The 23,114-nt window shown below is 65.5% G+C and carries 19 protein-coding genes and 1 tRNA gene; 11 read left to right on the forward strand and 9 right to left on the reverse strand.

The genetic code is table 11. The annotated features are described in order from the left end of the window. Window positions 1–236: 236 nt before the first annotated feature. The 6 genes from dinB (at window position 237) to DIC75_RS03465 (ending at window position 5,259) form a co-directional block, all read left to right on the forward strand. Window positions 237–1,322 carry a DNA polymerase IV gene (gene dinB, locus DIC75_RS03440; protein ID WP_250986603.1) on the forward strand — a complete coding sequence of 362 codons (1,086 nt, stop codon included), beginning with the start codon at window positions 237–239 and terminating at the stop codon, window positions 1,320–1,322. 53 nt (window positions 1,323–1,375) lie between these two features. After that, window positions 1,376–2,206, forward strand: coding sequence for an SDH family Clp fold serine proteinase (locus DIC75_RS03445; RefSeq protein ID WP_250986604.1), 831 nt, complete (start codon window positions 1,376–1,378; stop codon window positions 2,204–2,206). A gap of 149 nt (window positions 2,207–2,355) precedes the next feature. Continuing rightward, entirely contained in the window at window positions 2,356–2,784 is a 429-nt protein-coding gene (locus DIC75_RS03450; RefSeq protein WP_250986605.1) for a hypothetical protein, read from the forward strand. Between the two features lie 57 nt (window positions 2,785–2,841). Beyond that, a complete protein-coding gene (locus DIC75_RS03455) occupies window positions 2,842–3,315 on the forward strand; it encodes an HNH endonuclease (protein WP_250986606.1) in 474 nt (157 codons plus the stop codon). A gap of 96 nt (window positions 3,316–3,411) precedes the next feature. Continuing rightward, a complete protein-coding gene (locus DIC75_RS03460; RefSeq protein WP_250986607.1) occupies window positions 3,412–4,242 on the forward strand; it encodes a tetratricopeptide repeat protein in 831 nt (276 codons plus the stop codon). Window positions 4,243–4,404: 162 nt separating this feature from the next. Continuing rightward, complete coding sequence (locus DIC75_RS03465) at window positions 4,405–5,259, forward strand: MerR family transcriptional regulator (RefSeq protein WP_250986608.1); 855 nt, start codon at window positions 4,405–4,407, stop codon at window positions 5,257–5,259. A gap of 6 nt (window positions 5,260–5,265) precedes the next feature. On the opposite strand, the gene DIC75_RS03470 is transcribed toward DIC75_RS03465, so the two are convergent. Together DIC75_RS03470 and DIC75_RS03475 are read right to left on the reverse strand one after the other, a co-directional pair. After that, a complete protein-coding gene (locus DIC75_RS03470) occupies window positions 5,266–6,747 on the reverse strand; it encodes an alpha-amylase family glycosyl hydrolase (RefSeq protein ID WP_250986609.1) in 1,482 nt (493 codons plus the stop codon). A gap of 172 nt (window positions 6,748–6,919) precedes the next feature. Then, window positions 6,920–8,131: an NAD(P)/FAD-dependent oxidoreductase gene (locus DIC75_RS03475; protein ID WP_250986610.1), complete on the reverse strand. Its 1,212-nt coding sequence runs from the start codon at window positions 8,129–8,131 to the stop codon at window positions 6,920–6,922. Between the two features lie 412 nt (window positions 8,132–8,543). Here DIC75_RS03475 and DIC75_RS03480 point away from each other — a divergent pair, with 412 nt between their 5' ends. Beyond that, entirely contained in the window at window positions 8,544–9,488 is a 945-nt protein-coding gene (locus DIC75_RS03480) for a radical SAM protein (RefSeq protein ID WP_250986611.1), read from the forward strand. A gap of 31 nt (window positions 9,489–9,519) precedes the next feature. Here DIC75_RS03480 and DIC75_RS03485 read toward each other — a convergent pair whose 3' ends face one another. The 6 genes from DIC75_RS03485 to DIC75_RS03510 all read right to left on the reverse strand — a co-directional run bounded on the left by DIC75_RS03485 (window position 9,520) and on the right by DIC75_RS03510 (window position 17,615). Next, window positions 9,520–10,500, reverse strand: a complete 981-nt coding sequence (locus DIC75_RS03485; protein ID WP_250986612.1) for a DUF2795 domain-containing protein — start codon at window positions 10,498–10,500, stop codon at window positions 9,520–9,522. A gap of 203 nt (window positions 10,501–10,703) precedes the next feature. After that, complete coding sequence (locus tag DIC75_RS03490; RefSeq protein ID WP_250986613.1) at window positions 10,704–12,419, reverse strand: DUF2795 domain-containing protein; 1,716 nt, start codon at window positions 12,417–12,419, stop codon at window positions 10,704–10,706. A gap of 153 nt (window positions 12,420–12,572) precedes the next feature. Continuing rightward, entirely contained in the window at window positions 12,573–13,880 is a 1,308-nt protein-coding gene (locus tag DIC75_RS03495) for a methyl-coenzyme M reductase glutamine C-methyltransferase (protein ID WP_250986614.1), read from the reverse strand. Window positions 13,881–13,934: 54 nt separating this feature from the next. Next, a complete protein-coding gene (locus DIC75_RS03500; RefSeq protein WP_250986615.1) occupies window positions 13,935–14,612 on the reverse strand; it encodes a DUF2225 domain-containing protein in 678 nt (225 codons plus the stop codon). A gap of 118 nt (window positions 14,613–14,730) precedes the next feature. Beyond that, on the reverse strand, window positions 14,731–15,813 hold the full coding sequence (locus DIC75_RS03505; RefSeq protein WP_250986616.1) for an ABC transporter permease: 1,083 nt from the start codon (window positions 15,811–15,813) through the stop codon (window positions 14,731–14,733). Further along, complete coding sequence (locus DIC75_RS03510; protein ID WP_250986617.1) at window positions 15,810–17,615, reverse strand: ABC transporter permease subunit; 1,806 nt, start codon at window positions 17,613–17,615, stop codon at window positions 15,810–15,812. The genes DIC75_RS03505 and DIC75_RS03510 overlap by 4 nt, the downstream gene beginning before the upstream one ends. Window positions 17,616–17,695: 80 nt before the next feature. Here DIC75_RS03510 and DIC75_RS03515 point away from each other — a divergent pair, with 80 nt between their 5' ends. Continuing rightward, window positions 17,696–18,583: an ABC transporter ATP-binding protein gene (locus DIC75_RS03515; protein WP_250986618.1), complete on the forward strand. Its 888-nt coding sequence runs from the start codon at window positions 17,696–17,698 to the stop codon at window positions 18,581–18,583. 389 nt (window positions 18,584–18,972) lie between these two features. On the opposite strand, the gene DIC75_RS03520 is transcribed toward DIC75_RS03515, so the two are convergent. Continuing rightward, a tRNA-Lys gene (locus DIC75_RS03520) sits at window positions 18,973–19,046 on the reverse strand. A gap of 71 nt (window positions 19,047–19,117) precedes the next feature. Between DIC75_RS03520 and DIC75_RS03525 the strand changes: the two genes are divergently transcribed. The 3 genes from DIC75_RS03525 to DIC75_RS03535 are packed head-to-tail and all read left to right on the forward strand — an operon-like array spanning window position 19,118 to window position 22,876. Next, window positions 19,118–20,620 carry a DHH family phosphoesterase gene (locus DIC75_RS03525; RefSeq protein WP_250986619.1) on the forward strand — a complete coding sequence of 501 codons (1,503 nt, stop codon included), beginning with the start codon at window positions 19,118–19,120 and terminating at the stop codon, window positions 20,618–20,620. Then, entirely contained in the window at window positions 20,617–21,240 is a 624-nt protein-coding gene (locus DIC75_RS03530; RefSeq protein ID WP_250986620.1) for a 6-hydroxymethylpterin diphosphokinase MptE-like protein, read from the forward strand. Before DIC75_RS03525 ends, DIC75_RS03530 begins: the two co-directional genes overlap by 4 nt. Continuing rightward, window positions 21,230–22,876: a radical SAM protein gene (locus DIC75_RS03535; protein ID WP_250986958.1), complete on the forward strand. Its 1,647-nt coding sequence runs from the start codon at window positions 21,230–21,232 to the stop codon at window positions 22,874–22,876. The genes DIC75_RS03530 and DIC75_RS03535 overlap by 11 nt, the downstream gene beginning before the upstream one ends. Window positions 22,877–23,114: the final 238 nt, after the last annotated feature.

The following is a 23,114-nucleotide window of genomic DNA, read 5'->3' on the forward strand; positions in this document are numbered from 1 at the left end:
CCTGAATCGCCCGCCCCGGTCACCGGGAGGCGCGCAGAGGATGAGATAACGTTGCGACCGTCAGCACAGGAGGACGAGCACTGTCGGGTCCTGGTCACGCCCGGTGCCGGGGATATCCGCAGCCCTCGCCGAAACCGGTTTCGCTCTCAATATCCCCTCCTCCCGCACCGCCGCCGAACCCCCTATATCGCCTGACCTCCAACACTACCGCAGAGTACCGGGGAGAAGTTCATACGATGACGACCGGCGGCCGGATCATCCTGCACGTGGATATGGACAGTTTCTTCGCTTCCGTCGAGGTCCGCCGCGACCCGTCCCTTGCCGGGAGGCCGGTGATCGTGGGCGCCGACCCGAAGGGAGGGGCGGGCCGGGGGGTCGTGAGCACCTGCTCCTACGAGGCCCGCCGCTACGGGGTACACTCCGGCATGCCTATCTCCCGGGCGTACGACCTCTGCCCGCACGGCGTCTACCTCCCGGTGGACCGGTCGTTCTATGTCAGAGTTTCGGAAGAGATCATGGCGATCCTCTCCCGGCACGCCGGCCGCATCGAGCAGGTGAGCATCGACGAGGCCTACCTCGACGTCAGCGATGCCGGGAGTTTCCCGGCGGCGGGGATGCTTGCCACCGCAATCAAGCGGGAGATCCGGGACGAGACAGGACTCACCTGCTCGGTCGGCGTCGCCCCGGGCAAGGCCGTGGCAAAGATCGCCTCCGACTACCAGAAGCCCGACGGGCTGACGATCGTCCGCCCCGACGAGGTCGCGGGGTTCCTCGCCCCCCTGCCGGTGGAGAAGATTCCCGGGGTCGGGAAGAAGACCCGGGAGGATCTCCTGCGGATGGGCATCCGGACCGCCGGAGACCTTGCAAGCCGCGACGTCCAGGAGATCATCGCCCGGCTGGGGAGACCCGGCGTCCGGGTGCACCGCCTCGCCCGGGGCATCGACGACGGGGAGGTGCAGGGCAGGGAGGGATGCAAATCCGTCTCCCGGGAGACGACGTTTGAAGCGGACACCGCCGATCCGTCCCTCCTCTCCGGGACCCTCGCCGAACTTGCGGACGTTGTCGCGGAGACACTTCGTGCCGACGGTCTCCGGTGCCGGACCGTCACGGTCAAGGTCAGGTACCGCGGGTTTGAGACGCATACACGGTCCCGGACACTGGAGCGGTTCACCGCGGACCCCGGGGTGATCCGGCAGGTCGCATTCGCCCTGCTTCTGCCGTTCCTCAACGGCACTGACGTCCGGCTCCTCGGGGTCAGGCTCTCGGCGCTCGAGGGCGGCCGCACCCGGCAGTCGTCGATCGACGAGTTCCTCTCCTCCTGAACTATCCCCGCGGGGGAACCTTCTTTACGTGAGGTGCGCACTAGAGTGCCGGTATGCCCGATATCTGGACCGTGCTCCTCGTCGCCGTCCTTCTCCTCCTCTTCGCGGTGCCGGTCGTCCGCCAACAGATGACCCGGGCCCGCCGCCTGCGGGCGATCCGGGACCTGGAAGCGGAGCGCCAAACCCGTGTGATCGTCCTGATCCACCGGCAGGAGCGAATCGGCTTCCTGGGCATCCCGCTCTTCCGCTACATCGACATCAACGACTCCGAGGAGATCCTCAGGGCGATCCGGCTCACGGAGCCGGGGATGCCGATCGACTTCATCGTCCACACCCCCGGAGGCCTGATCCTTTCATCCGAGCAGATTGCGATGGCTCTCCGGCGCCACAAGGGGAAGGTGACGGTCTTTGTCCCTCACTACGCCATGTCGGGTGGGACGCTCCTCTGCCTTGCTGCCGACGAAGTGGCGATGGACGAGAACGCCGTGCTCGGTCCGGTCGACCCCCGGATCGGGGAGTACCCGGCGGCGTCGATCCTCCGGGTCCCGCGACTGAAACCGGCCGAAGAGATCGAGGATGAGACCTTCATCCTGGTCGACATCGCATCGAAGGCCCAGAACCAGATGCGGGAGTTCGTGGCCGATCTCCTCCGGGAGAGGATGGACGCCGGGCGTGCGGACCGCCTCTCCCGCCTGCTCACGGAGGGGACGTGGACTCACGACTACCCGATCACCCTCGAGCAGGCCCGGGAACTCGGGCTCCCCGTCACCCCCGGTATGCCCGCCGGGATCTATCGGTTGATGGACCTCTTCCCGCAGGCTATGCCCCGCCGCCCGTCGGTCGCCTACGTCCCGATCCCTTACCGGGAGGAGAAGAAGGGATGACGTTTCATCGTCTCCTTCGGGATCTGCGGAAACTCCGGCGGAACTCATTTTAACATCCCGGAACAAATATCTCTCCGTTCGCGGCACGCGCCCGCAGGGACTCCGGTGCCGGTGCCCGGCGGGTGCGGGACCGATAGGAGGAGATGACGATGACTTCGACCATAATACGCGCATCGCTTGTATGTCTGGTTCTCGCGGCGGTGCTGCTCTCTGCCGGATGCACCGAGCGAGAGCAGTCTCCCGGGGATCGGGTGCCGGGTCCGGACTTCCGGGGAGAGACATCGGGCTACGACGACCGCGTGGTATTCCGCTTCATCCCCGAGACCGATGCAGCGGCAACCTACAGCGTGACCCTTACGATCGAGCAGGACGTCTCCTGGGGAACGACGATCGAGACCCGGGAGAACGTGATCTACGAGAATATCTCCCGCGGCAATCCCATCGAGATCGTCGTCCCACGTGAGGGTCCCTCTGACGGTGCAGCGATCGAGATCGAGATCCGGAACACGGCCGGCGAGGTTCTGCACCGGAGCAGAACGTCCGTTCAGCCCGGAACACCCACTCCGGCGTTGCCGTGATCCGGGGGTGAGGGCTCCCCAGCCCTTATCCTGTCCCGCAACCCATCACTCTTGATCGTGAGCACCTACCTCCAGCTGCGCCTGGACGCGTTCGACCGTTTACAGAATCCCCTCTGCAATGATCGCCCCGACCGGAACGGTTTTCGCCGGCTCTGTTTCCAGTGCCCGTTTGCCGTGAGGACCGCAGGCGTCGTCTACTGTGAGCGTTTTTCAATCCCCATCCGGGCGCGGGAAAAGTATGCCCTGCCGGGATGGAAAGCGATACGGAACACAATCCTGGAACGTGACGGGCAGCGGTGCACCATCTGCGGGGGAGACGAAGACCTCCATATCCATCATCTCGACTGCGATCCCACGAACGACGACCCGGCGAACCTGCTTACTCTCTGCGGCATCTGCCACGCCCGGGTGCATACCGAGCTCCGCCGGGAAGGAGGAGCTGGACGGGTTGCGCGGGTGCTTCCGGCGGTACGGCGCCGTGCCGCCCGGTCGACGCGATCCCCGATGAGTGGAGAGACGGGACGCTCCTGAAGACCGCTTCTTTCGCCCGGCCCTCGTCAGGGACGGGGGAACGGTTATATTGTATGCCCGCTACCAGTAGCGTGACCATGGGGGGAATGTCCGCAAATGAGTATTACAGGAAAGCTCTTCGGAAGGGGTGATCCCGAAGGGCGGGAAGGCCCCGGCACAGATACCACGGTGAGCAGGCAGGCGGTCTCCCTCGCCCAGCAGGGACGATTCGGCGAGGCGATCGGCTGTTTTGACCGGGTGCTCGAAGAGGATCCGACCAACGTCAAGATGTGGAACAACAAGGGGGTCTTCCTCGATCTCATCGGCAGGGACCAGGATGCGCTGGTCTGCTGGGAGAGGGCGCTCTCGATCGACCCGGGGTTTGCTCCGGCATGGGTCTCCCGGGGAATGCTGCACCGGCGCCGCAACCGGTTCGAGGAGGCGCTCGCCTGCTACGACCGTGCCCTGGAACTCAACCCTGACTCCGCGGTCGCCTGGTACAACAGGAGCGGCATCTTCGTCGCGATGCACCGGCTGGACGACGCAGTAGCCTGCTACGAGCGGGTGCTCTCGATCGATCCTCATTTCGTGGCGGCCTGGACCGATCTCGGCTACGCCCACTTCCTCCGGCACCGGCACGAGGAAGCCGTCACCTGTTACGACCGGGCCATCGCCGACGATCCCGGGAGCGTCCGGGTCTGGAGCCTGAAGGGCGGCGCCCTGTATGCGCTCGGGGAGTACCGAAAGGCACTCGAATGTTTCGACCGGGTGCTCGCGATCGACCCGAAGTATGCCGCCGGGTGGAGCATGAAGTGCAGCGTCCTCTATCATCTCGGGATGTACCGCCACGCGCTCGCGTGTGCCGACAAGGCGCTTGAGATCAATCCCGGCTGCGAACTGACCACCCAGGTCAGAAAGATGCTCCTCTCCCTCATCCAGAAGTGGTGAGGGTCCCGGCCTCTTCCTCCGGGCCCGGCCAGCCCGGGACTGTTCCGCAAGGTTGACGCCGGGGGCCGTCCAACCGGGAACTGTTGCGCCGGGCGGGAACTCTCCCCCGGGGGAGACTCCGACCGTCTATTACCCGGCGACGCCAACAGGTGAATGTAATCCATGCCAGTCGATCAGATTCCCATCGGCACCTTCTCGCGGATCACCCGGCTCTCGCAGAAGGCGCTCCGTCTCTACGATGAGCGGGGGCTTCTCGTCCCCGCGGCAAGAGACATCTGCACGGGATACCGCTACTACACCTACGCCCAGATTGAGCGGGGCATCCATATCCGGCACCTGCTCTGGCTCGGGTTCGACCTCTCCGAGGTTGAGACCATCCTCTCTGCGCGGGAACGCGGCGATGCCGGCATGATCCGGGATCACTTTGCACGGCGTCTCGCTGCGGCCGAGCAGGAGATCGGGCGGCTGCATGCGATTGCAGAGGTCCTGCGGACGCAGGACCCGCTGAACGGAGGATTCCGAATGTCGATTACCGAACCTGTTATCAAGGATATCCCTGCCATGCGGGCGCTTTCCCGCCGGGAGCGGGGTGTTTACCAGGAGGCGATCCCGGGACTGATCGGGGAACTCTGCGCTTATGTCTCTCCTGCTGACGGACGGCAGCCCGCTGCAAAGATGACCGGGCCGATCATGTTCATCTGCCACGACGAGGAGTACCGGGAGACGGACGCGGATATCGAGGTGGCGATCCCGATCACCGGGTCCGTCAACCTTGAGGGGACCGCCGCCGAGGTCGTGACCCTTCCGGGCGGCCGGTTCGCCTCGGTGCTCTACACGGGCCCCTATCCCGGGGTCGGGAAGGCCTACGAACGGCTCTTCGCCTACATGGGCGAGCACGGCCTTGCATCGGCCGGCCCCTCGCGGGAACTCTACCTCAACGACCCCGCAGAGGTGCCGGAGGAGGAACTCCTGACCGAGGTCCAGTTCCCGATACAGGATCTCCCGCCGTCGGCCTGAGGGGGGTCATCCTCCCCCTGCGATGACCGTAAAGACGTGGCAGCCCCATCCGGGGATGTCCAGGTAGAGTCCGGGGGAGAGGAGGCTCCCCCCGTCCCGGTCGTACTCTGCCGGTCCCATGAGGTCCCGGAGGCTGACCGTCTTCCCCGCGAGATCGGCCCACGGGAGCGGGACGTAACACTGGCCCCGGTCCGGGGCGTAGTTGACGGCGACGAGGAGCCGTTCCTCTCCTCCTTCCCAGGCGAAGGCGATGTAGCCGTCGTGGGAGGGGTTGCCCTCCCATGCGGGGTTGCAGTCGAGGAGCCGCCACTCCCCGTCCCGGAACGCCGGAAGGCGCAGGCAGGCCAAAAGCCCCCGGTAGAACTCTTCTATGGCCTGATCGGTCGGCTCCTCCGGTTCCCGGCAGAGGTGGACGGGGACAAACTTCCGCCGCCCGGCAAACTGCCCCCGGTGGAAGAACCGGAGGCCGGGGCAGAGGAAAGCGAGGACGGCGGCGGCACGGTGGCGGTCGGGCGGGAAGACTGCCGCCGCCCGGTCTTCGTCGTGGTTCTCGAGGAACCGGACGGATCTTCGCTGGTACTCCGGGTCCGCCCGGAAGTGCTCCCGCACCGGCCGCCCCTCTCCACTCCGGAGTCTGTCATAGAGCCGTTTGTCGTAGGTGTAGTCGAACCCCTGCTGCTGGAGCGTCCACTCGAGGTCCCAGTATACCTCCGCCATGAAGACGAAGCCGGGGTGCTCCTTCCTGACCCCGGCGATCGCTCCCGGCCAGAACGGTTCCATCTCTCTCCCCCAGGTCTGCCGGAAGACCTCCGGGAGGACGAGCATCGCCATATCGCACCGGACACCGTCGCACCATCCCGCGATCCTTTGCAGTTCGGCGGTCATCGCCTCCTGCAGGTCCGGGTTGCCGTAGTCGAGCTGCAGGGTGTCGGGCCAGCCGCTGAAGTAGGGGTCCCGACCGTGGGCGAGGACGGCCGAACCACCGGGGAGGTCCATCCGGACGAAGTCCTGCGGCCGGCGGGCGAGTTCCTCCTCGGTGCCGCGGACGTAGTAATCCGGGTGGTCCTGCACCCAGGGGTGGTCGGGGGCGGTGTGGTTCGGGACGAAGTCGAGCATCAGCAGGAGTCCATGCCGGTGCAGGCGGTCGCGGAACCGGGCGAGCGTCTCCGGCTCGCCGAGGCCGGGGTGGAGGGAGTAGCCGGCGACGGCAAACCCGGAACCGCAGACGTCCTCCTCCCGGAGGTCGGGGAGCAGGCTCCGGTAACCCTGGAGCCACTCCTCGTTCGAGCGCGAGACCCGGCGCCCGGCCTCCCCGGTCATCCAGACCCCCATGAGATAGACCCAGGAGAACCCGCACCCGGCCAGCCCCGCGAGCCGGGTGTCGGGGATATCGTCGAGCGTGACGCGGCGACCCGCCTCACGGGGGAGGTGCCGGAGCAGGACGCGTGCGTTGATCTCGTAGAGGGAGGGGTAACGTGGGGTGTTCATGATGGGGCTCCCTCGGACGTACGGACGGATAGAAGTATCCTTGGACTCGAACTCCGTGCCGTTGGAACGCCGTTACTCGAAAACGCGAAGCGTTTTCTCGAACTCCGCTCCTTCGCACCTTCGGTGCTCGTGCTCCGTTCCTGCGGGAACGTCGCACTTCGGAGCGTCGTTTTCACCACACAGCGGAGTGAAGGTCGTCGTCCCGCCAGAACCCCCTAAACGACCGGGAGCCCTGCACCGCATCGACAACCCGGCCGCTCGTCGCCTTCATGAACGCCGCGAGCGGCACCTGCATCCGGGCGTCCAGGCAGCCGTAGAGAAAGTCCCGCAACGCCGTTTCCGCCCGCAGTTCGGGAATGAGACGACAGTTGAGGAGAGTGGTATAGGTCCCGACGAGCGGCGCGCCGGAGGTAAGGTGACGGTCGACGGCGTGGGCGGCGAGTTCCGCGGTCCTGTGGGCGTAGAAGATTCCTTCGCCGAGGATGGGGCTTGCAAACCCGGCCGCATCGCCAACGAGGACCGTCCCCTCATGGGCCGGGGTAGGAAGATAGTTCCCCAGCGGCAGGAGGTATCCCGCCGGCTTCCGGTCCGCGAACGCGGAAAATCCGATGGTCTTCAGGAACTCTTCGTACCGGTCATGGAGGCCTTTTCGGTTCGCCTGCAACTGACCGCCGATACCGACGACGATCGCCTCCCTGTTCGGGAAGACCCACCCGTATCCCCTCCGGCAGGCCGCAAAGACGATATGGGGCGTCACAAGATTGTCGTCCAGGCGGATAGGCCCGTTCCCGTTCGCGAGTGCCTCCGCCTCCTTGCGGGGGACTGCGAGCTCCAGCGCCCACCCGAGGTTTTCGTGCCACCGCTCGGTGTCGACGACGCCCTCCGGGAGGAAGCGCCGGACCCGGCTATGGATCCCGTCGGCGCCGATGAGGACCCGGGCGGCATACCGGTCCCCGCCCGATGTCGTGACGGTGCGGCGGGCATGGTCGATTGCGACCACCTCCATGCCCTCGCAGACCTCGGCCCCGGCCTGTGCCGCCATCCGGGCCAGGCAGGCGTCGTAGCGCTCCCGGCGGGTGAAGTAGACCGGCTCTGTAAGGTCTTCGGCGAGGATGCGGCTGCTCCCGATATAGAGCGCATATCCCGTCCCGGCGAAGTCGAGCAGCCCCTCCCGCCGGAGGGCACCGACCGGGAGGGAAAAGACCCGGTCGAGGAACCGGACGGACTTCTGGCTGAGGCAGCCCCCGCAGACCTTATCCCGGGGGTACGTCCGCTTCTCAAGGAGCGCCACCCGGTATCCGAACCCCGCCAGCAGGTAGGCGGCGGTGCTCCCGGCGGGCCCGCCGCCGACGACGACCACATCGTATTCGGGCCGACTCTCCATCTTCGTCTCTCCTCGCGATGATAGGGTCCGGCGTATACCATATTCCTTTCCCCGGAGAGAGGGGGCCGCCCCTCCTCCGTCCGGCGACCCGCTCCTCCTCGAATACTTTCACCCTCCGCGGAGCAGGCTCTTTTATTCGCGGGCCGATGCTTCCTGTATGTCTGTTGCGGAGCAGAAACTTACCTATCTCACCGCGGCCGGGCGGTTCGACATCTGCAGCCCGGGCGAGTGCCTTCAACTCCTCCCGGTCGCAGTCGAGACCCCAAAGGCATCTCGAACGCCGGAAATTCTGCCTGTTCCGCTCGAAAATCTCCGGGATTCCCAGGAAATCCTTCGGGTTTCTCAAGCTCCTGTCCTGCGGACAGTCGCTCCCTATATCTCCTACAACCGCCGGACGGGCGGGTGCGGGCGGATGCTCAAGATGCTTCTCAACGGCACCTGCGCTTACGACTGCGCCTATTGCCCCGTCCGTACCCAGCGGGAGCCGGTGAGTTACTCCCCGGGAGAGTTCGCCGACACTTTCCTCCGCCTCTGGCAGGACGGGCTCGTCGAAGGGCTTTTTTTGAGCTCCGGCATCCCCCGGGACGTCGACTGCGTGATGCACGATCTCGTGGAGACGGGGGAGATCCTGCGCCGCCGGGGTTACGGCGGGTATCTCCACCTGAAGATCCTTCCCGGCGCAACCCGGGCGGATATCCACGACGCCGCCCGCGTGGCCGACCGGATCAGCATCAACCTGGAGACGACGTCGCCCGACCGCCTCGGGGGCATCGCCGGGGTGAAGGACTACCGGCAGGATATCCTGAAGCGCCAAGCCTGGGTGGCGGAGGAGAAGCCCGGCGGCCACACCACGCAGCTCGTCATCGGGGCTGCGGACGAGACCGATGCGGAGATCCTCTCCTGCCTCGCCGACCAGTACCGGCGTGTCCGGCCCTCCCGAGTCTACTTCTCGGCGTTCCGCTCCCTCCCCCGGACTCCCCTCGCAACGCACCCCGATACGCCGGCATGGCGGGCACGGCGGTTGTACCAGGCCGACTTCCTGCTCCGGGACTACGGCATCACGGCCGACGAGCTCCGGGCTGCTCTCGACGAGGAGGGGTTCTTCGCAAACCGCGACCCGAAAGTTGTTCTTGCGGACAGCAGAATGCCGGTGAACGTCAACCTCGCCCCGCGCCGCGACCTCCTCCGCATTCCCGGGATCGGGCCGAAGGCCGCGGACCGGATTCTTGCGCTGCGGAGAGTGCAGCCGTTCACCTGCCCGGCCGACCTTGCGCGTGCCGGTATCCGGGGGCAGACCGCCGGGCGCCATCTCACGTTCGACGGCCGGGACGCCATCCAGACGAAACTTTTCCCGTAACTGCCGATCCGGTTTTTGAAAAATGGTAGGGCTACCTGACCTTCCCGAACTCCGTGCTTACGTCTGTGGCCGATCGGTAGGTCCGGTCGCCGAACATCTCAAGTGCCGCAATCACGTCCTCCGGAGCGCTGCGCTCCCGTGCGTGGCTGATCAGGTCCTGTTTGCCGGCCGGATAGTCCATGCCCTTGAGGTAGACCTGCAGGTCGGCAGCCGAGAGGTGCGCAAGAGACGGTCCCGTCGTCGTCGTGGGGCGTTCGGCTTCCATCACCGGCCGGGTCTCCATCGCGGCCGGCGGCTCTCTCCTGACCTCCTCAACGACGGTTCCGGGGGCAGCGGTCTCCGTCACCGGAACCGCCGTCTTGACCCTGCCCTCTTCCACGTCCTCGGCCTTCATCGTGGGCTCAAGCGTCGGAGCATGAGCCTCCGTCACCGGCCGGGTTTCCACCTCCTCGACGACGGTCTCGCGGGGCGGAGCCCCTGTTACGGGCACCGCCATCCGGGCCTCGCCTTCTTCCACCTCTTCAGCTCGTATCGGCATCTCCTCCCGGTGTGCCCGCTCCCGCACCTCCACGCGTTCTGTCGTGACGACCTCGCGGGGTGGGGCTTCCGTCCGCGTCACGGCCCGGGCCTCCTCCTGGCTCGGGGGCCCCATGGGCCGTCTCGACTCGATCAGGCTCCAGTTTGCTTCTCGCGGCCAATCGCCTTCAGAGAATCCGGGCTCGCTGTCGAGCCGATACTTGCTGATGTTCGCCACGAAGACGTCGTCCCCCGGCCGGTAGACCATGGCCTCGATGGGGATCGCGAAGAGCTTCGCTCCGAGACCGAACATTCCTCCGGTCCTGAGCACCGCGTACGCCACTCTTCCCGTGGGGAGACCTACTCGCAGGCTTGAGATCTCACCGAGGTCATAACCCTCCGGGTTCTTCACCCGCTTCCCCACGACATCTTCAGATGAGAAGAACTCCTGCCCCTCCGTCCTCCGCACCTGCTGCTCAAGAATCGTTTCAGCCATTGCAACCACCATATCCCTTGTATGCTTTCGAAGGCAGTCTTCACCTTCGCGCAGAGCGGGCGATGCGTGTTGCGACTATTTAAGGGTTCCCCGGCTCCGGTGCCGGGGCGTCGGCAGGGGATTTTCCACCGCATAAAATACATACGGGGGAGGGCGGGAGGGGTGTTTCCCGGCTGCCACCCGTAGCGGTGGAATCTATCCTCTCACTTGACGTTGCCGAATTCCGTGCTCACGTCTGCGGCCGACCGGTAGGTCCTGTCACCGAACCGCTCGAGTGCCACAATCACGACCTCCGGCGCATCGTTCTTCCGGGCGTGGGTTATGAGATCCTGCCTGCCCGCCGGGTAGTCCATGCCTTTGAGGTAGACCTGCAGGTCGGCGGCCGAGAGGTGGGCGAGCGATGGTCCCGTCCTCCGGGCAACGGGAGGCTCCTCGTGAACCTCCTCGACGACGCTCTCCCGCCGGGTTTCCATGCTGACCGCTTGCTCCCCACGGGTTTCTCTGCCGAACTCCGTGCTCACGTCGGCAGCGGACCGGTAAGTCCGGTCACTGAAGCCTTCAAGCGCCGTGATCACGTTCCCCGGGGCATCGTTCTTTCGGGCGTGGGCTATGAGGTCCTGCCTGCCCGCCGGGTAATCCATGCCCTTGAGGTAGACCTGCAGGTCGGCAGCAGAGAGGTGGGCGAGCGACGGCGCTCCCGTCCTCCGGGCAACGGGAGGCTCCTCGTGGACCTCCTCGACCATGGTCTCCGCCCGTGCCGCCCGTCCGCCGCGAATCTCGCTGCCGAATTCCACGCTCACATCTGCGGCGGACTGATAGTTCCGGTCGCTGAACCCCTCGAGCACCGTGATCACGTTCCCCGGTGCATCGTTCTTTCTGGCGTGGTTGATCAGGTCCTGCCTGCCGGCCGGATAGTCCATGCCCTTGAGGTAGGTCTGCAGGCCGGCGGCCGAGAGGTGCCCGGGAGCCGGTCCCGGCGTCGTCGTGGGCCGTTCGGCTTCCGTCACCGGCCGGCTCTCCATCGCGGCCGGCGGCTCTCTCCTGACCTCCTCGACGACGGTCTCGGGGGGTTGCGTCACCGTCTCAACCGGTTGTTCTCTTCGGACCTCCTCGACAACAGTCTCCCGGGGCCGTGTCTCCATCCCACCCGTGCGCTCCCTCTGGACTTCCTTGACGCCGGGCTCCCGGATAGGAGGTGCCTCTGTCGTTACCGGCCGCTCCTCGACACGCTGGCCCGTCGGCTGTCCGCCCCAGCCGCCCGCGACCGTCTGGACGCCCGGCGGCGTCGGAACGGTTCTCTCCCTGCCGGGGGGCGTGGGCTCCGCCGTTGCCGCTGCGCCTGTTGCTGCTGCCGCCGTACCTACCTCCCGTGGCGGCGGGACTTCCCTCTCCGTCACCCGGGGCGTGCGCTCCGCAGTTGCCGCTACGCCTGCGGCTGCTGCGCCTGTAACCGCTGCGCCTGTTGCTGCTGCCGCCGTACCCACCTCCCGTGGCGGCGGGACTTCCCTCTCCGTCACCGGGGGCGCGGGCTCCGCTGCCGCACGCGCCGGGGGCGGTGTCCTGATCAGGCTCCAGTCCCCCTCGCGAGGCATCCTGTCCCTGGCAAACCCGTGCGTGGTATCCAGTGTCCGCTTATCCGCATCCACGACGGCGCCCCTCTCCCCCGGGCGGGTGCGAACCGCTTCCCAGGGAATAGCGAAGTGCTTCTCGCCGAACCCGAGTATCCCCCCGTAGGAGAGTACGGCATATGCGACGCAGCCGCTATCGCGGTCAATGGCGACATCGCTGATGTCGCCGATGTTCTCTCCTTCCGGGTTCCGTACCTTGATGTCCCTGATGTCCTGTGCGCGCATCAGGTCCACCGTCTCTTCCCGTCTTGGTCGGGTCTCCAGTACCGACCCTGCCTGTCTCTCAGCCATCGTATCTCCCTCCAACTCGTTTACCTGCGAAGGGGTAACCCCCTTCAAGGCAGGGGAGTAGAGGATCGAGGATACTTAAGCGTTTCCCGTTCGGCCGAACCGGCCGATATCCGGGACGAGAGCGTAGAGAGGAGAAAGGCTGCCGGCCCGAATTTACGCCCGGGCGTACCGGAGGATGAGTTCGGTCGCCGCCCTGATATCCCGGCCCTGCTTCCTTGCCTCGGCAAGGTAAACGTTGTAGACCTCATCGGTCACGAGCCGCAGTTGCGGGCGGAACATATCGGCATGCATCATCAGGTCGAAGCACCGGGCCTCGCTCTCGGTGAGATCGAGCGGCCGGTACTCCCCGGTGTGCGGCACGAACGCCGGGTTCTTATCGCGGGGCGTCCTGGCCGCGAGGTCGGCGAGCGGTGTTGCCGGGATGGGCTCGGCGCTGCTCACGAAGACGTCGTCGAGCGAGAGCGCGGCGATCAGGTCCTTCGTCGCCTCGTAGTCGCGTTCCGTCTCTCCCGGGTAGCCGACGATGAAGCTTCCCGCAACGCGAAGATCGTGTTCCCGGCACCACTCCACCGCCTTCTCGACCTGCCGGACGGTCGCGCCCTTCCCCATCAGCCGGAGCACCCGGTCGCTCCCCGACTCGATCCCGAAGAAGACCCATCCGATGGTGTACTGCCTGATGGCGTCCAGGATCTCGTCGGTGATGCAGTCCACCCGGATGTCCGGGGAAGAGACGTTCTTTTGCCCCATCACCTCAGCCATCCCGCGGAGGAGGCCGATGAAGGCTTCCGGGTTCATCTCCCCGTCGCCGGATCCGTAGAGCGACCCGGTCCCCCCGGAGACCGAGAGCCTTGTGGCCCCGTGTGCCGCAAAAGCCTTCACCTCCTCGATGATGCGCTCAAGCGGCCGGCTCCGGACCGTCCTCCCGAAGAACCGGGGCACCTGGCAGAAGGTGCATCCCCCGATGCACCCCCGGTGGGTCTCGATGTAGGCGCTCGCGCCCCGGATGTTCTGGCTCCCGATCTCGTCCGGGATCAGAGGGAGCGGCCGGTCGATCGGCGCCGGCGGGGCGGGGGGCGTCACGACCGGCCGGCCGCCGTCAAGGTAGGCGATCCCCGGGAGGGTGTCCGATACGCCCTCCTCGACGAGGCGGACAACCGTCTCCTCGCCCTCACCGACGACCACCGCGTCTGGGGCGAGCTCCCCGAGCACCATCTCCGGCGCGGCCGAGACCGGCCCCCCGACATAGACCCTCCCGCCCTGCTCGCGATGGGTCCGGACCAGGTCCCGGATCGCGGGTTCGAGGAGGTGCTGGGTCGAGAAGAGGCTCGCGAGCAGGAGCGAGCCGCCCGGAGCTGCGGGCGTCCGGGTGAGGGTCACCTGGTGGCCCGCGTCGCGAAGGACGCCGCCGATCAGCATGGCGCCATACGTGTAGATGCCGGGGGAGAGGATCGTGATATCCATGATACTGTATCGGCACAACAGTATACAAAGAGTGGGGCTCTACGGGTCACCCTGTCAGACCGGGGCAGGCTGCCTGAACCGTCGGGCCTCGGCGACGGTGTGGGCGCCCCGGTCCGACGCGGCGATCAGCCGGGCCTGGAGCCGCATGATGTCGGCGATGATGGGCTGTGGGTGCCGCTCCAGTGTCTCTTTCACCACGGCGCGAGCCTCCCGGAGCCTGCCCGCCCTGCGGAGCAGGTCCGCGAGGAGCGCCTCGTCCGTCCCCGGCTGGGGTGCCAGGCGTTCGCCCTTCTCCCACGCCCGCCGCAGGAGGTCTGCGGCACGTTTCCGGCAGATCCGGGCGGGCACGTCCTCTCCCTCGTCGTCGCAGATCCACGCAGCATGGAGGGACGCCCACGCCGCCTGAGCCGGGACGCCGAGGTCTTCCTGGATGATCGACCAGCAGAGGAAGGTGTTTGCAATCTTCGGGAACTTGCGGGCGTCAAGCTGCCAGCGGTAGCGCGGGAGTTTCACCACGTCGGCCGCCCCGTCCGGGGCCTTGCCCGGATCGGGGGCGCAGTAGCCGCAGGACGGGCACCGTTTCACCCATGCGTAGATGGTGGACCGCAGGGGTTCGGCGGGACGGGTATCGAGGTCCCGCGACCCGACGCTGCCCGCGGCCTCGGGTATGGTGAACCGGCAGGACTCGCCGCAGACAGCACAGGTGGTATTGAGGTAGCGAAGTTGGGTCATCGATGGGCTGAATTGCATAACCATCGATATATATTTTGCTCTGGATAGAATCCGGTGAAATGCCGGCTATGCCCGAACCCCTCCGCCGTGACCCCCGGGGATGGGCCGGCGGGGAACCTCACCGGGCTCCCCGGACGGCTTCCCCGACCCGCCGGGCGTAGGCCGTGACGGTCCATCCGAGGAGCACCGTCGCGCCCGCGACCAGCGCGAGGATCAGCCAGTGGACGGGGCCGGCGGTATCCACCGCCAGCCTTACCATGAGGTTCAAGGGGTTGTAGGGGACGGCCATGACGAAGAGAAAGACCACGACGAGCGCCGTCGAGAAGATGAACTGGGCGCTCGTCCGTTCGCGGTAGTGGAGCGCGACGAGAGTGCCGAGCAGGATGAGGAAGAGTCCGCCCGCAGAGGCATGGAGGAGGATCGCGGCGGCGTTATCGATGGCGATGCCGTTGAACCCGAGAAGGAGGAGCCATGCTCCCGCCTGGACCGGGACCAGGACCTCGCAGGCGGCGATCTTCCCCCAGACCATCTCCGCGAACGTGACCGGTGTCGAGATGAGCGTCTCCAGGGTCTGGCGCTGGTACTCCTCGGTGATGAGGTCTATGATCAGGGCCGCCGAGACGATCGCCGGGAGAAGGACGAGCAGCGGGATGAGGAGGCCGTAGACGAACTCGAAGAAGTTCTCTCCGCCGCCGGATTCGGGGAAGTTCAGCGAGACCGGGAAGGCGGTCATCCGGTCGGCCCGGACCTCCCGGAGTTCTTTCTCGTAGCCCTGGAGGACCTCTTTTACCTTGACGTTGATGACACTCGACTGCAGGTCGTTCTGGATGAGATAGAGCGTGACCTTGACCGGTTCTTCTGCGTCCGGCGGCGTATCCGGGACATAGACGACTGCCGCGACTTTTCGTTCACCGAGCGCCGCAAGTGCCACATCAAGGTCCATCCGGTGGAGGATGAGGTCGTCTCTCTTCTCGAACTCGTCGATGAGGGCTGAGTCCGCCCCGGCGTAGCCGACGCCGTAGGCGACCGTCGAGTAGCCCTCGAGCGCCTCCGGGTCGTACATGGCGGTGAGTCCCACCATCAGAAACGAGGAGAACATCGCGATGAAGACCTGCAGGAGGATGGCAAAGACGATCGTCTTCTCCGACGAGAGCCCGGAGAGTTCCTTCTTCGCAACGATGCCGATATGGCGTGCGTTCACAGGAGCGCCCCCATGAGGAAGTGGAGGTTGTAGAGGCTGTGCACCACGCTTGCCGCGACGAGCCCCGGCCCGTAGCCCTGCCGCCCCCAGAGCACGAGGAAGCCGCCGGTGATCAGCACCCCGGCGATGTGGAGGAGGAGCGGCATCCAGAGCACCTGGAGGGAGAGGAAGAGGACGCTCCCGAAGATAGACTCGGTGATCTGGGCGAGCGTGGCGAAGAGGAGGAGTTTTTCCCCGGCGAGGAACCCGAGGCCGATGACTGCCGCTGCGCACAGCAGGTTTTTCGGCGTCAGGAACCCGGGACGTTCCCTTGCTATCGCATACAGCCCTATCGACTTGGCAAACTCCTCGATGAACGCCGCAGAGACGGTCAGGAGGACGAGGGAGAGCGGCATCGGGATGTTGAAGAAGAGGACGAGCGTCAGCATCTGGACCATGAAGACGAACGGTATCGTAAAGCCGGAAAGAAGGAAGAGCGAGAGGTGCGGGTGGTCGCGGGAGATCCCGCCCGCGACGAAGTCGGCGAACCTTGCCGTGAGGGGTCTCTCCGAGAAGAGCCGCTCCTCCCGGAAGCTCACGGTTCCTGCGTAGAAGAGGATGATGCTCGTTGCAAAGAAGAGCGCGGTCGAGTAGATGTACTCCGCGACGGTGAACCCGTCGCCCTGGATCTCGAGGACGACCAGGGTGAGGGGGGAGATGATGCTTATGACGTGAGTGTTCGCAAAGACCGTCGGGAAGAAGAGGTACGACGTGGCGAGGGTCGAGAAGAAGATCGAGACGAACGAGAGTTCCTTGAAGCTCCGGGCGGCCATCCCGATGATCAGGGCGCTTGCAAGGAAGAAGAGGATGACCGGGACGAGCGGGAAGAGGATGGTCAGCGGTGCCCCGGCAAAGAGGGTGATCGCGGCCGCGACGAGCAGCATGATCGTGAAGTAGGGGAGCGCTTTGCCGATGATGATCGCGGACGGCCGGACGGGGGTGGAGAGGAGAGCCTCTCCGGCTCTTCCCACCCGCTCGTTCATCACGCTCATCATGAAGAACTGGGAGGTGAAGTAGAGGGGGAAGATGAAGACGAAGACCAGAACGAGCGCGTCGAAGGGGAGCGGCGGGGAGAGCTCCGACGGTGTCCGGAACCGGTCCGTCGCGGGGTCGCCCGAGATGATGCCGGTGTAGCGCTTGAGGGGGTGGCCGCTCCCTGCCTCCGCGAGGTGCTCCCGGAGGTCGTCCTCGGAGACCGGCATGGCCGACGGCGGGACGGTCACCGCCTCGACCGGGCCGGAGGGGGCGGGAGGCCTCCGGGCATCCGCCGGGGCGCCGACCTGCTGCCCGCTCTGGGTAGCCAGGAAGTCGATCTCGCTCTTCACGTACTGGAGATCGATCCAGAGCGGGTAGGCGGCGAAGAGGTCGGGCTCTGCGGCGGCCACGTGGGAGACGTAGGTCTCGTAGTCCCGTTCGAGCGCCTTTAAGGCCGCCCGCCCTTTATCCGTGTCTGCAGCGTAGACCTCGCCCTGCAGGATGACGATGTCGTATGCGAACCGGTTCTCCCAGAGGGCCGGGCCGTCGTCGAGGTAGGCGGCAAAGCGGGTGTCCGGGGCGACGACGCGGGCGACGTCGGGGTCGTCGATGCCGATGCGATACATGCCGTCCTGCATATGGACGCCGCTCTGGGCGGCAAACGCCGTCACCAGCACAAGGAGGACGAGCAGCCCGGCCGCGAGCGGGAGGACGCTTCTCCCCATCGTGGTCATCGACCGGCTCATCTCCCAGACGGCGATCGTCCGTATGGAGGAGGCAAGACTCATGGTAATCCCTGAAGGCTTCGGAGAACCATATCTCTGTGCAGCAACCTATTAGTAGGCATCGGAGACATAAGGGATACCAGATGATCACGGCCCGCTCTCTTGTCAAGCACTACGGCGACTTCCCGGCCCTGGACGGCGTCACCTTCGACCTCGACGACGCACGGATACTCGGGGTGATCGGGCATAACGGCGCCGGCAAGACGACACTCTTGAAGATCATGGCCGGTCTTATCGCGCCGACGGCAGGGAGCCTCGTCATCGACGGGATCGATCCCGCGAAAAGGCCGCTCGACCTGAAACAGAACCTGGGCTACCTCCCCGAGGAGTCCCGGCTCTACGAGACGATGACCACTGACGCGTATCTCGCGTTTTTCGGCGAGATCTACGGTCTCCCGAAGGCGGCCATCCGGGAACGGCGCGACGAACTCCTCGCCTCGCTCGCGCTCGAGCCTGACGGGAAGAAGATCGGGGAACTCTCGAAGGGAATGAAGCGGAAGGTTGCGATCGCGCGGTCGCTGATGCACGACCCCGGCCTGCTCATCTACGACGAACCCACCTCCGGCCTCGACCCCATGACCTCGCGGTCGGTGCTCGACTACGTCAAAGGCTTGCGCGACCGGGGCAAGACGGTGATCTTCTCCGCCCACAACCTCTTCCAGGTGGAGGAGGCCTGTGATCTCGTGCTGATCCTGCGCCGGGGGAAGGTGGTGGCGAAAGGCACCATGCCCGAACTCCGGGAGACCTTCGGCTCGATCACCTACCAGGTCTTCTTCCGGATACCCGATCCGGCGGCCTTCGCCACGTCGGTCGGCTACTCGGCCGGTGACGGCCGGTACCTCGCCGAAGCGCACTCCATCGAGGAGTTGAACCGGACGACCGCGACGCTTGCGGCAGACGGTGCGATGATCGAGCGGATCGAGTCGCACTACCCGACGCTCGAGGAGATGCTCTTGAAGATCGGGCGGTGACCCGGGGAACCGTCGAGTCACCCTGAGAAAACGCGGCGTATCGCGAATCCACTCTTTTCGACCCTGCCGTCCTGCCTGTGGCAGGGAGTGCGGAACAGGGAGCCCCGGGCGATCTCCGTCCCCCGCACAGGGCTCTCCCGGATTTTTCGTCGGAGCAGGATTTATATAGCAGCGACATACATGTGCCTTCGGAACCCTGTTACCATCGCAACGACCGGCCTTCCGTGAGAAACAATGGCGCGGACGGAGGCCGATGGGGGTTGACCTGACGGCCGGGCGCCCCGTCTGCAGTGGAGGAACCAGACTCCGGGGGGTTATCGCGGGAACCGGACGGTCGTCGCTGGAGAATCGATACCGGATGCAAACGATGAAGAGAATCGAGAGTTCGACGGGCCTGAAGGGATTTGAACCCTTGGCCTACGGATTAAGAGTCCGTCGCTCTGCCGAACTAAGCTACAGGCCCATGTATCTGACCTAAAAGTATGGCACGGGAAAGGGTATAAATCTTATGGAACCCTCTCGAAAATCGCCGAAATGGAATCCCTTAATACCATGAGAAGTTACACCATTGTACGCATGCCTGAGGCGGTCCAGAACGTTTCGAAAGAACGTATTAAATATATGATTTTTGGCTGCGGAAGCACCGGCTATAACGTCGCAGAGGAGCTCGAGCAGGAGAACGAAGATCTCATCATCCTCGATAAGGACGAAAAACGGGTGGAGGATCTTCGGGACCAGAAGTACGAAGCGCTCGTTCGCGACCTCCGGGACCCGGACCTCATGGAAGGGCTGCCCGTGCCGGAGGTTGCGTTCATCCTTGCGAACGACCGGGACGCCAACCTGGCCGCCCTTAAGACCGTCAAGAACCGGTACCCGGCGACCTACGTCATCGCACGCGCCACCGACCCGGTCAGCGTCGACCTCCTTCAGCAGGAAGGTGCCGACATCGTCCTCTACCCGCAGGAAGTGGTGGCCAGGACCGCCATCCACCACATCCGGAAGCTCCACTCGTCAAGGCTCGCCCTGCGGCTCTACGATATGCTTGCCGCCTGGGAGGGGACGCTCTGCATCGTCACCCATCTAAACCCCGATCCCGACTCGATCTCGAGCGCCATGGCGCTCTCGATGGTCGCCAGGCACGCGAGCCGCAACAAACTCAACTGCCGCATCCTCTACGAAGGGGACATCGGGCACCAGGAGAACCGGGCGTTCATCAACCTCCTTGAGATCAAGATGGAACGGCTCACTCCCCAGATCCTCGAAGAGTGCAACTACATCGCCCTGGTCGATTCATCCGCACCCGGCGCGAACAACGAGCTCCCCAAGTCCACCCGGGTCAACATCATCATCGACCACCACAAGAACGGCGAGCATCCGGCTACCGTCGCCGACTTCATCGATATCAGGCCGGGGGTCGGCGCCACGGCGAGCATCATGACCCAGTACCTGATGGAGCTCGATATCCCGGTGAGCAAATCGGTAGCCACCGCGCTCCTCTACGGTATCAGAGCCGATACGAGGGACTTCAAGAGGAACGTCACCCCCCAGGACCTCAACTACGCGGCGTTCCTCCTTCCCCTGACCGACTCGGACCTCCTCGACAAGATCACCTCTCCCTCCATATCGCAGGAGACGGTCGAGATCATCGGGAACGCCATCCGGAACCGGCGGATCAAGAGCGGCTACCTCTTCTCCAACGTCGGCTACATCAGGAACCGCGACGCTCTCCCGCAGGCGGCCGATATGCTGATCCACCTCGAGGGCGTGAACACGGCGCTGGTCTACGGCATCAGCGACCAGAATATCATCATTTCGGCCAGGAACAAAGACATCAGGCTTCATCTCGGGAACGTGATGGCCGAGGCTTTCGGGCCTATCGGCGAGGCGGGCGGTCATGCCACGATGGCCGCAGCGATGATACCGCTCAATTACTTCTCCATGGCTAAGGAGAAGGAGGGCCTGCTCGATCTCATCATCGACCCGATCCTGAAAAGGTTCTCCAGCATCGTCGGCCTGGACAACGAGGATAAACAATGAGGTTTTCAGACTGGGAACCTCACTACACTGCAATTCTTGAGTATTTCGGGTTTGAACGCGAGGCGGACGAGGCGGCCGCCCGGCTGCTTGCGGATCTTGTCGACGGCCGGGACGACATCGGGCTGCTTGAAGCGCTCATCCGGGGGAGAACGGTGACGGTCTGCGGGAACGCGCCCTCTCTCCCGAAGGAGCTCGACCGGGTCGAGGGGACGGTGCTTGCCGCCGATGCGGCAGCCGGGGTGCTCGTGGACCACGGGATCCGGCCCGACGCGGTCTTCACCGACCTCGACGGGGCGACCGACACCTTCATCGACCTCTCGGAGCAGGGGACGGTGATGGTCGTGCACGCCCACGGCGACAATGTCCCGCTCCTCCGCCACTGGGTTCCGCGTATCCCCGGCCCGCTCGTCGCCACCACCCAGGCGGCCCCCCTGCCTCACGTCCATAACTTCGGCGGGTTCACCGACGGCGACCGGGCGGTCTTTGCCGCCGACGAACTGGGGGCGGCGAGCGTCCGGATCGTCGGGTTCGACCTCGCCGACAGAGACGTCGACCCCGTCAAGCGGGGAAAACTGTACTGGGCGGGGGAGCTCCTCCGCCTGATTGGCCATGACCTCTAGCGCTCTCATCATCGATGGCTACGTCGACGAGCCCGCGTGCCTCGGTGTTGCGCCCTACATCTCCCCCTATATCAGGGAGGTCGCCGGCGTTCTGATCGAGCACGGGTACGCTCCCCGCTACGTCACCATCGACCAGGTCCGGGCCGACCCCTCCCTCGCGGCCGCCCCCGGCAGGGAAGACCTCGTGGTGATGATCGCCGGCCTGACCGTGCCCGGTGCCTACATCGGGGGGAAGCCTGCAACCCTCACGGAGGTCCAGCAGATCGGGATCCTGCTCCGGGAGCCGACCACCGCGATCGGCGGCCCGATCGCCTTCGGCTATGCTTCCGGCGGCGGGAAGAAGGCAATCCGGCAGGCAATCGCCGGGTTCGACGTCACGCTCTCGGGGTCGCCTGCGGTCGCGCTGGGTGCCTGGCTCTCGGGTGGCGAACCCGCAGGGGCGGGCGACTACTCCCTGACCGACCCCTGGTGCGTGGCGGGCGCAGGGATCATCGGCGAGCATCCGGCGTTCCCCTATGTGATGTGCGAGCTCGAGACCGCGACCGGGTGCTCCCGGGCAACGGTTGGGGGATGCTCCTTCTGCACCGAGCCCTTCTACGGGCTGCCGCGCTACCGGAGCATCGAGGGGATCGCAGAGGAGGTGGCGGCGCTCCATGCGGCGGGTGCTCGCCATTTCAGGCTCGGCCGACAGCCGGACCTCCTTGCCTACAAAAGCAGCGGCGGCGGGGAGTTCCCCGTCCCGCGTCCGGAGGTGCTCGAGGAACTCTTCTCGGCCGTCAGGGCAAGCGCCCCTGACCTCAAAACCCTGCACATCGACAACATCAACCCGGGCACCATCGCCCGGCACGAGGATGCGGCACGGGCGGCGCTCGCGGCGATCGTGGCCGGTCACACCCCCGGCGACACCGCGGCCTTCGGTATGGAGACTGCCGATCCGGCGGTTGTCGCGGCAAACAACCTCAAGGCCATGCCGGACGACGTCTTCCGCGCGATCGAGATCGTGAACGATGTCGGCGGAAAGCGGACGGGGGGCGTTCCGGAACTCCTGCCGGGTTTAAACTTCATCGTCGGTCTCGCGGGGGAGACGGCGGCGACCTTCGACGCGAACGAGACGTTCCTCCAGAGAGTGCTCGATGCCAGTCTTCTCGTCCGGCGGGTGAACATCCGGCAGCTGATGCCGTTCGAGGGAACGACGGCATACGACGAGAACACCCTCGGGGAGCACGATTCCCGGTTCCGCACCTTCAAGGAGTGGGCCCGGACGCAGTTCGACGAGCCGATGCTCCGCCGGGTCTTCCCTGCCGGCACCATCCTTTCGGGTGTCGTCGTCGAGATCCCGGGGAAACCGTCGTTCGGGCGGCAGATGGGCTCGTACCCCATCCTGGTCGGGATCCCCCTCGAACTCCCGGCAAGGACGGTGCTCGACGCCGTCGTGGTGGACTGGGGGATGCGGTCGGTGACGGCCCTCCCCTGCCCGGTGGAGGTCAACACCCTGCCGGTGGCGGCGCTCCGGTGGATCCCCGGCGTCGGCAAGAAGAGGGCCGCAACCATCGCCGCCCGCCGGCCGTTCGGAAGCCTCGCGGAGTTCCGGAAGGTCGTGGGGGAGACGGGGATCGAAGGTGTGATGAGGTTTTAGTTCGGGGGTCTCTTTATTGGTGGTGTTCTCTCCAGAAACCATGTTTGTCCGTATCTGGCTGAGCTCAAACTCCATTCCAGAAGAATGAAGTTCCTATGGTGCTCACCTCCCGCCCTTTAAGTCAGTTGCAAACCTCATTTACGGATTTCCCGTGGATATCGCCATTGGGGGTGGGGCTGACGGGGAGTGCGACGTTCCGATAGGAACAGAGCACGAGAAGCCGTTAGGCTTCGAGGTG

It is taken from the genome of Methanoculleus oceani, assembly GCF_023702065.1.
Taxonomy (GTDB): Archaea; Halobacteriota; Methanomicrobia; order Methanomicrobiales; family Methanoculleaceae; genus Methanoculleus; species Methanoculleus oceani.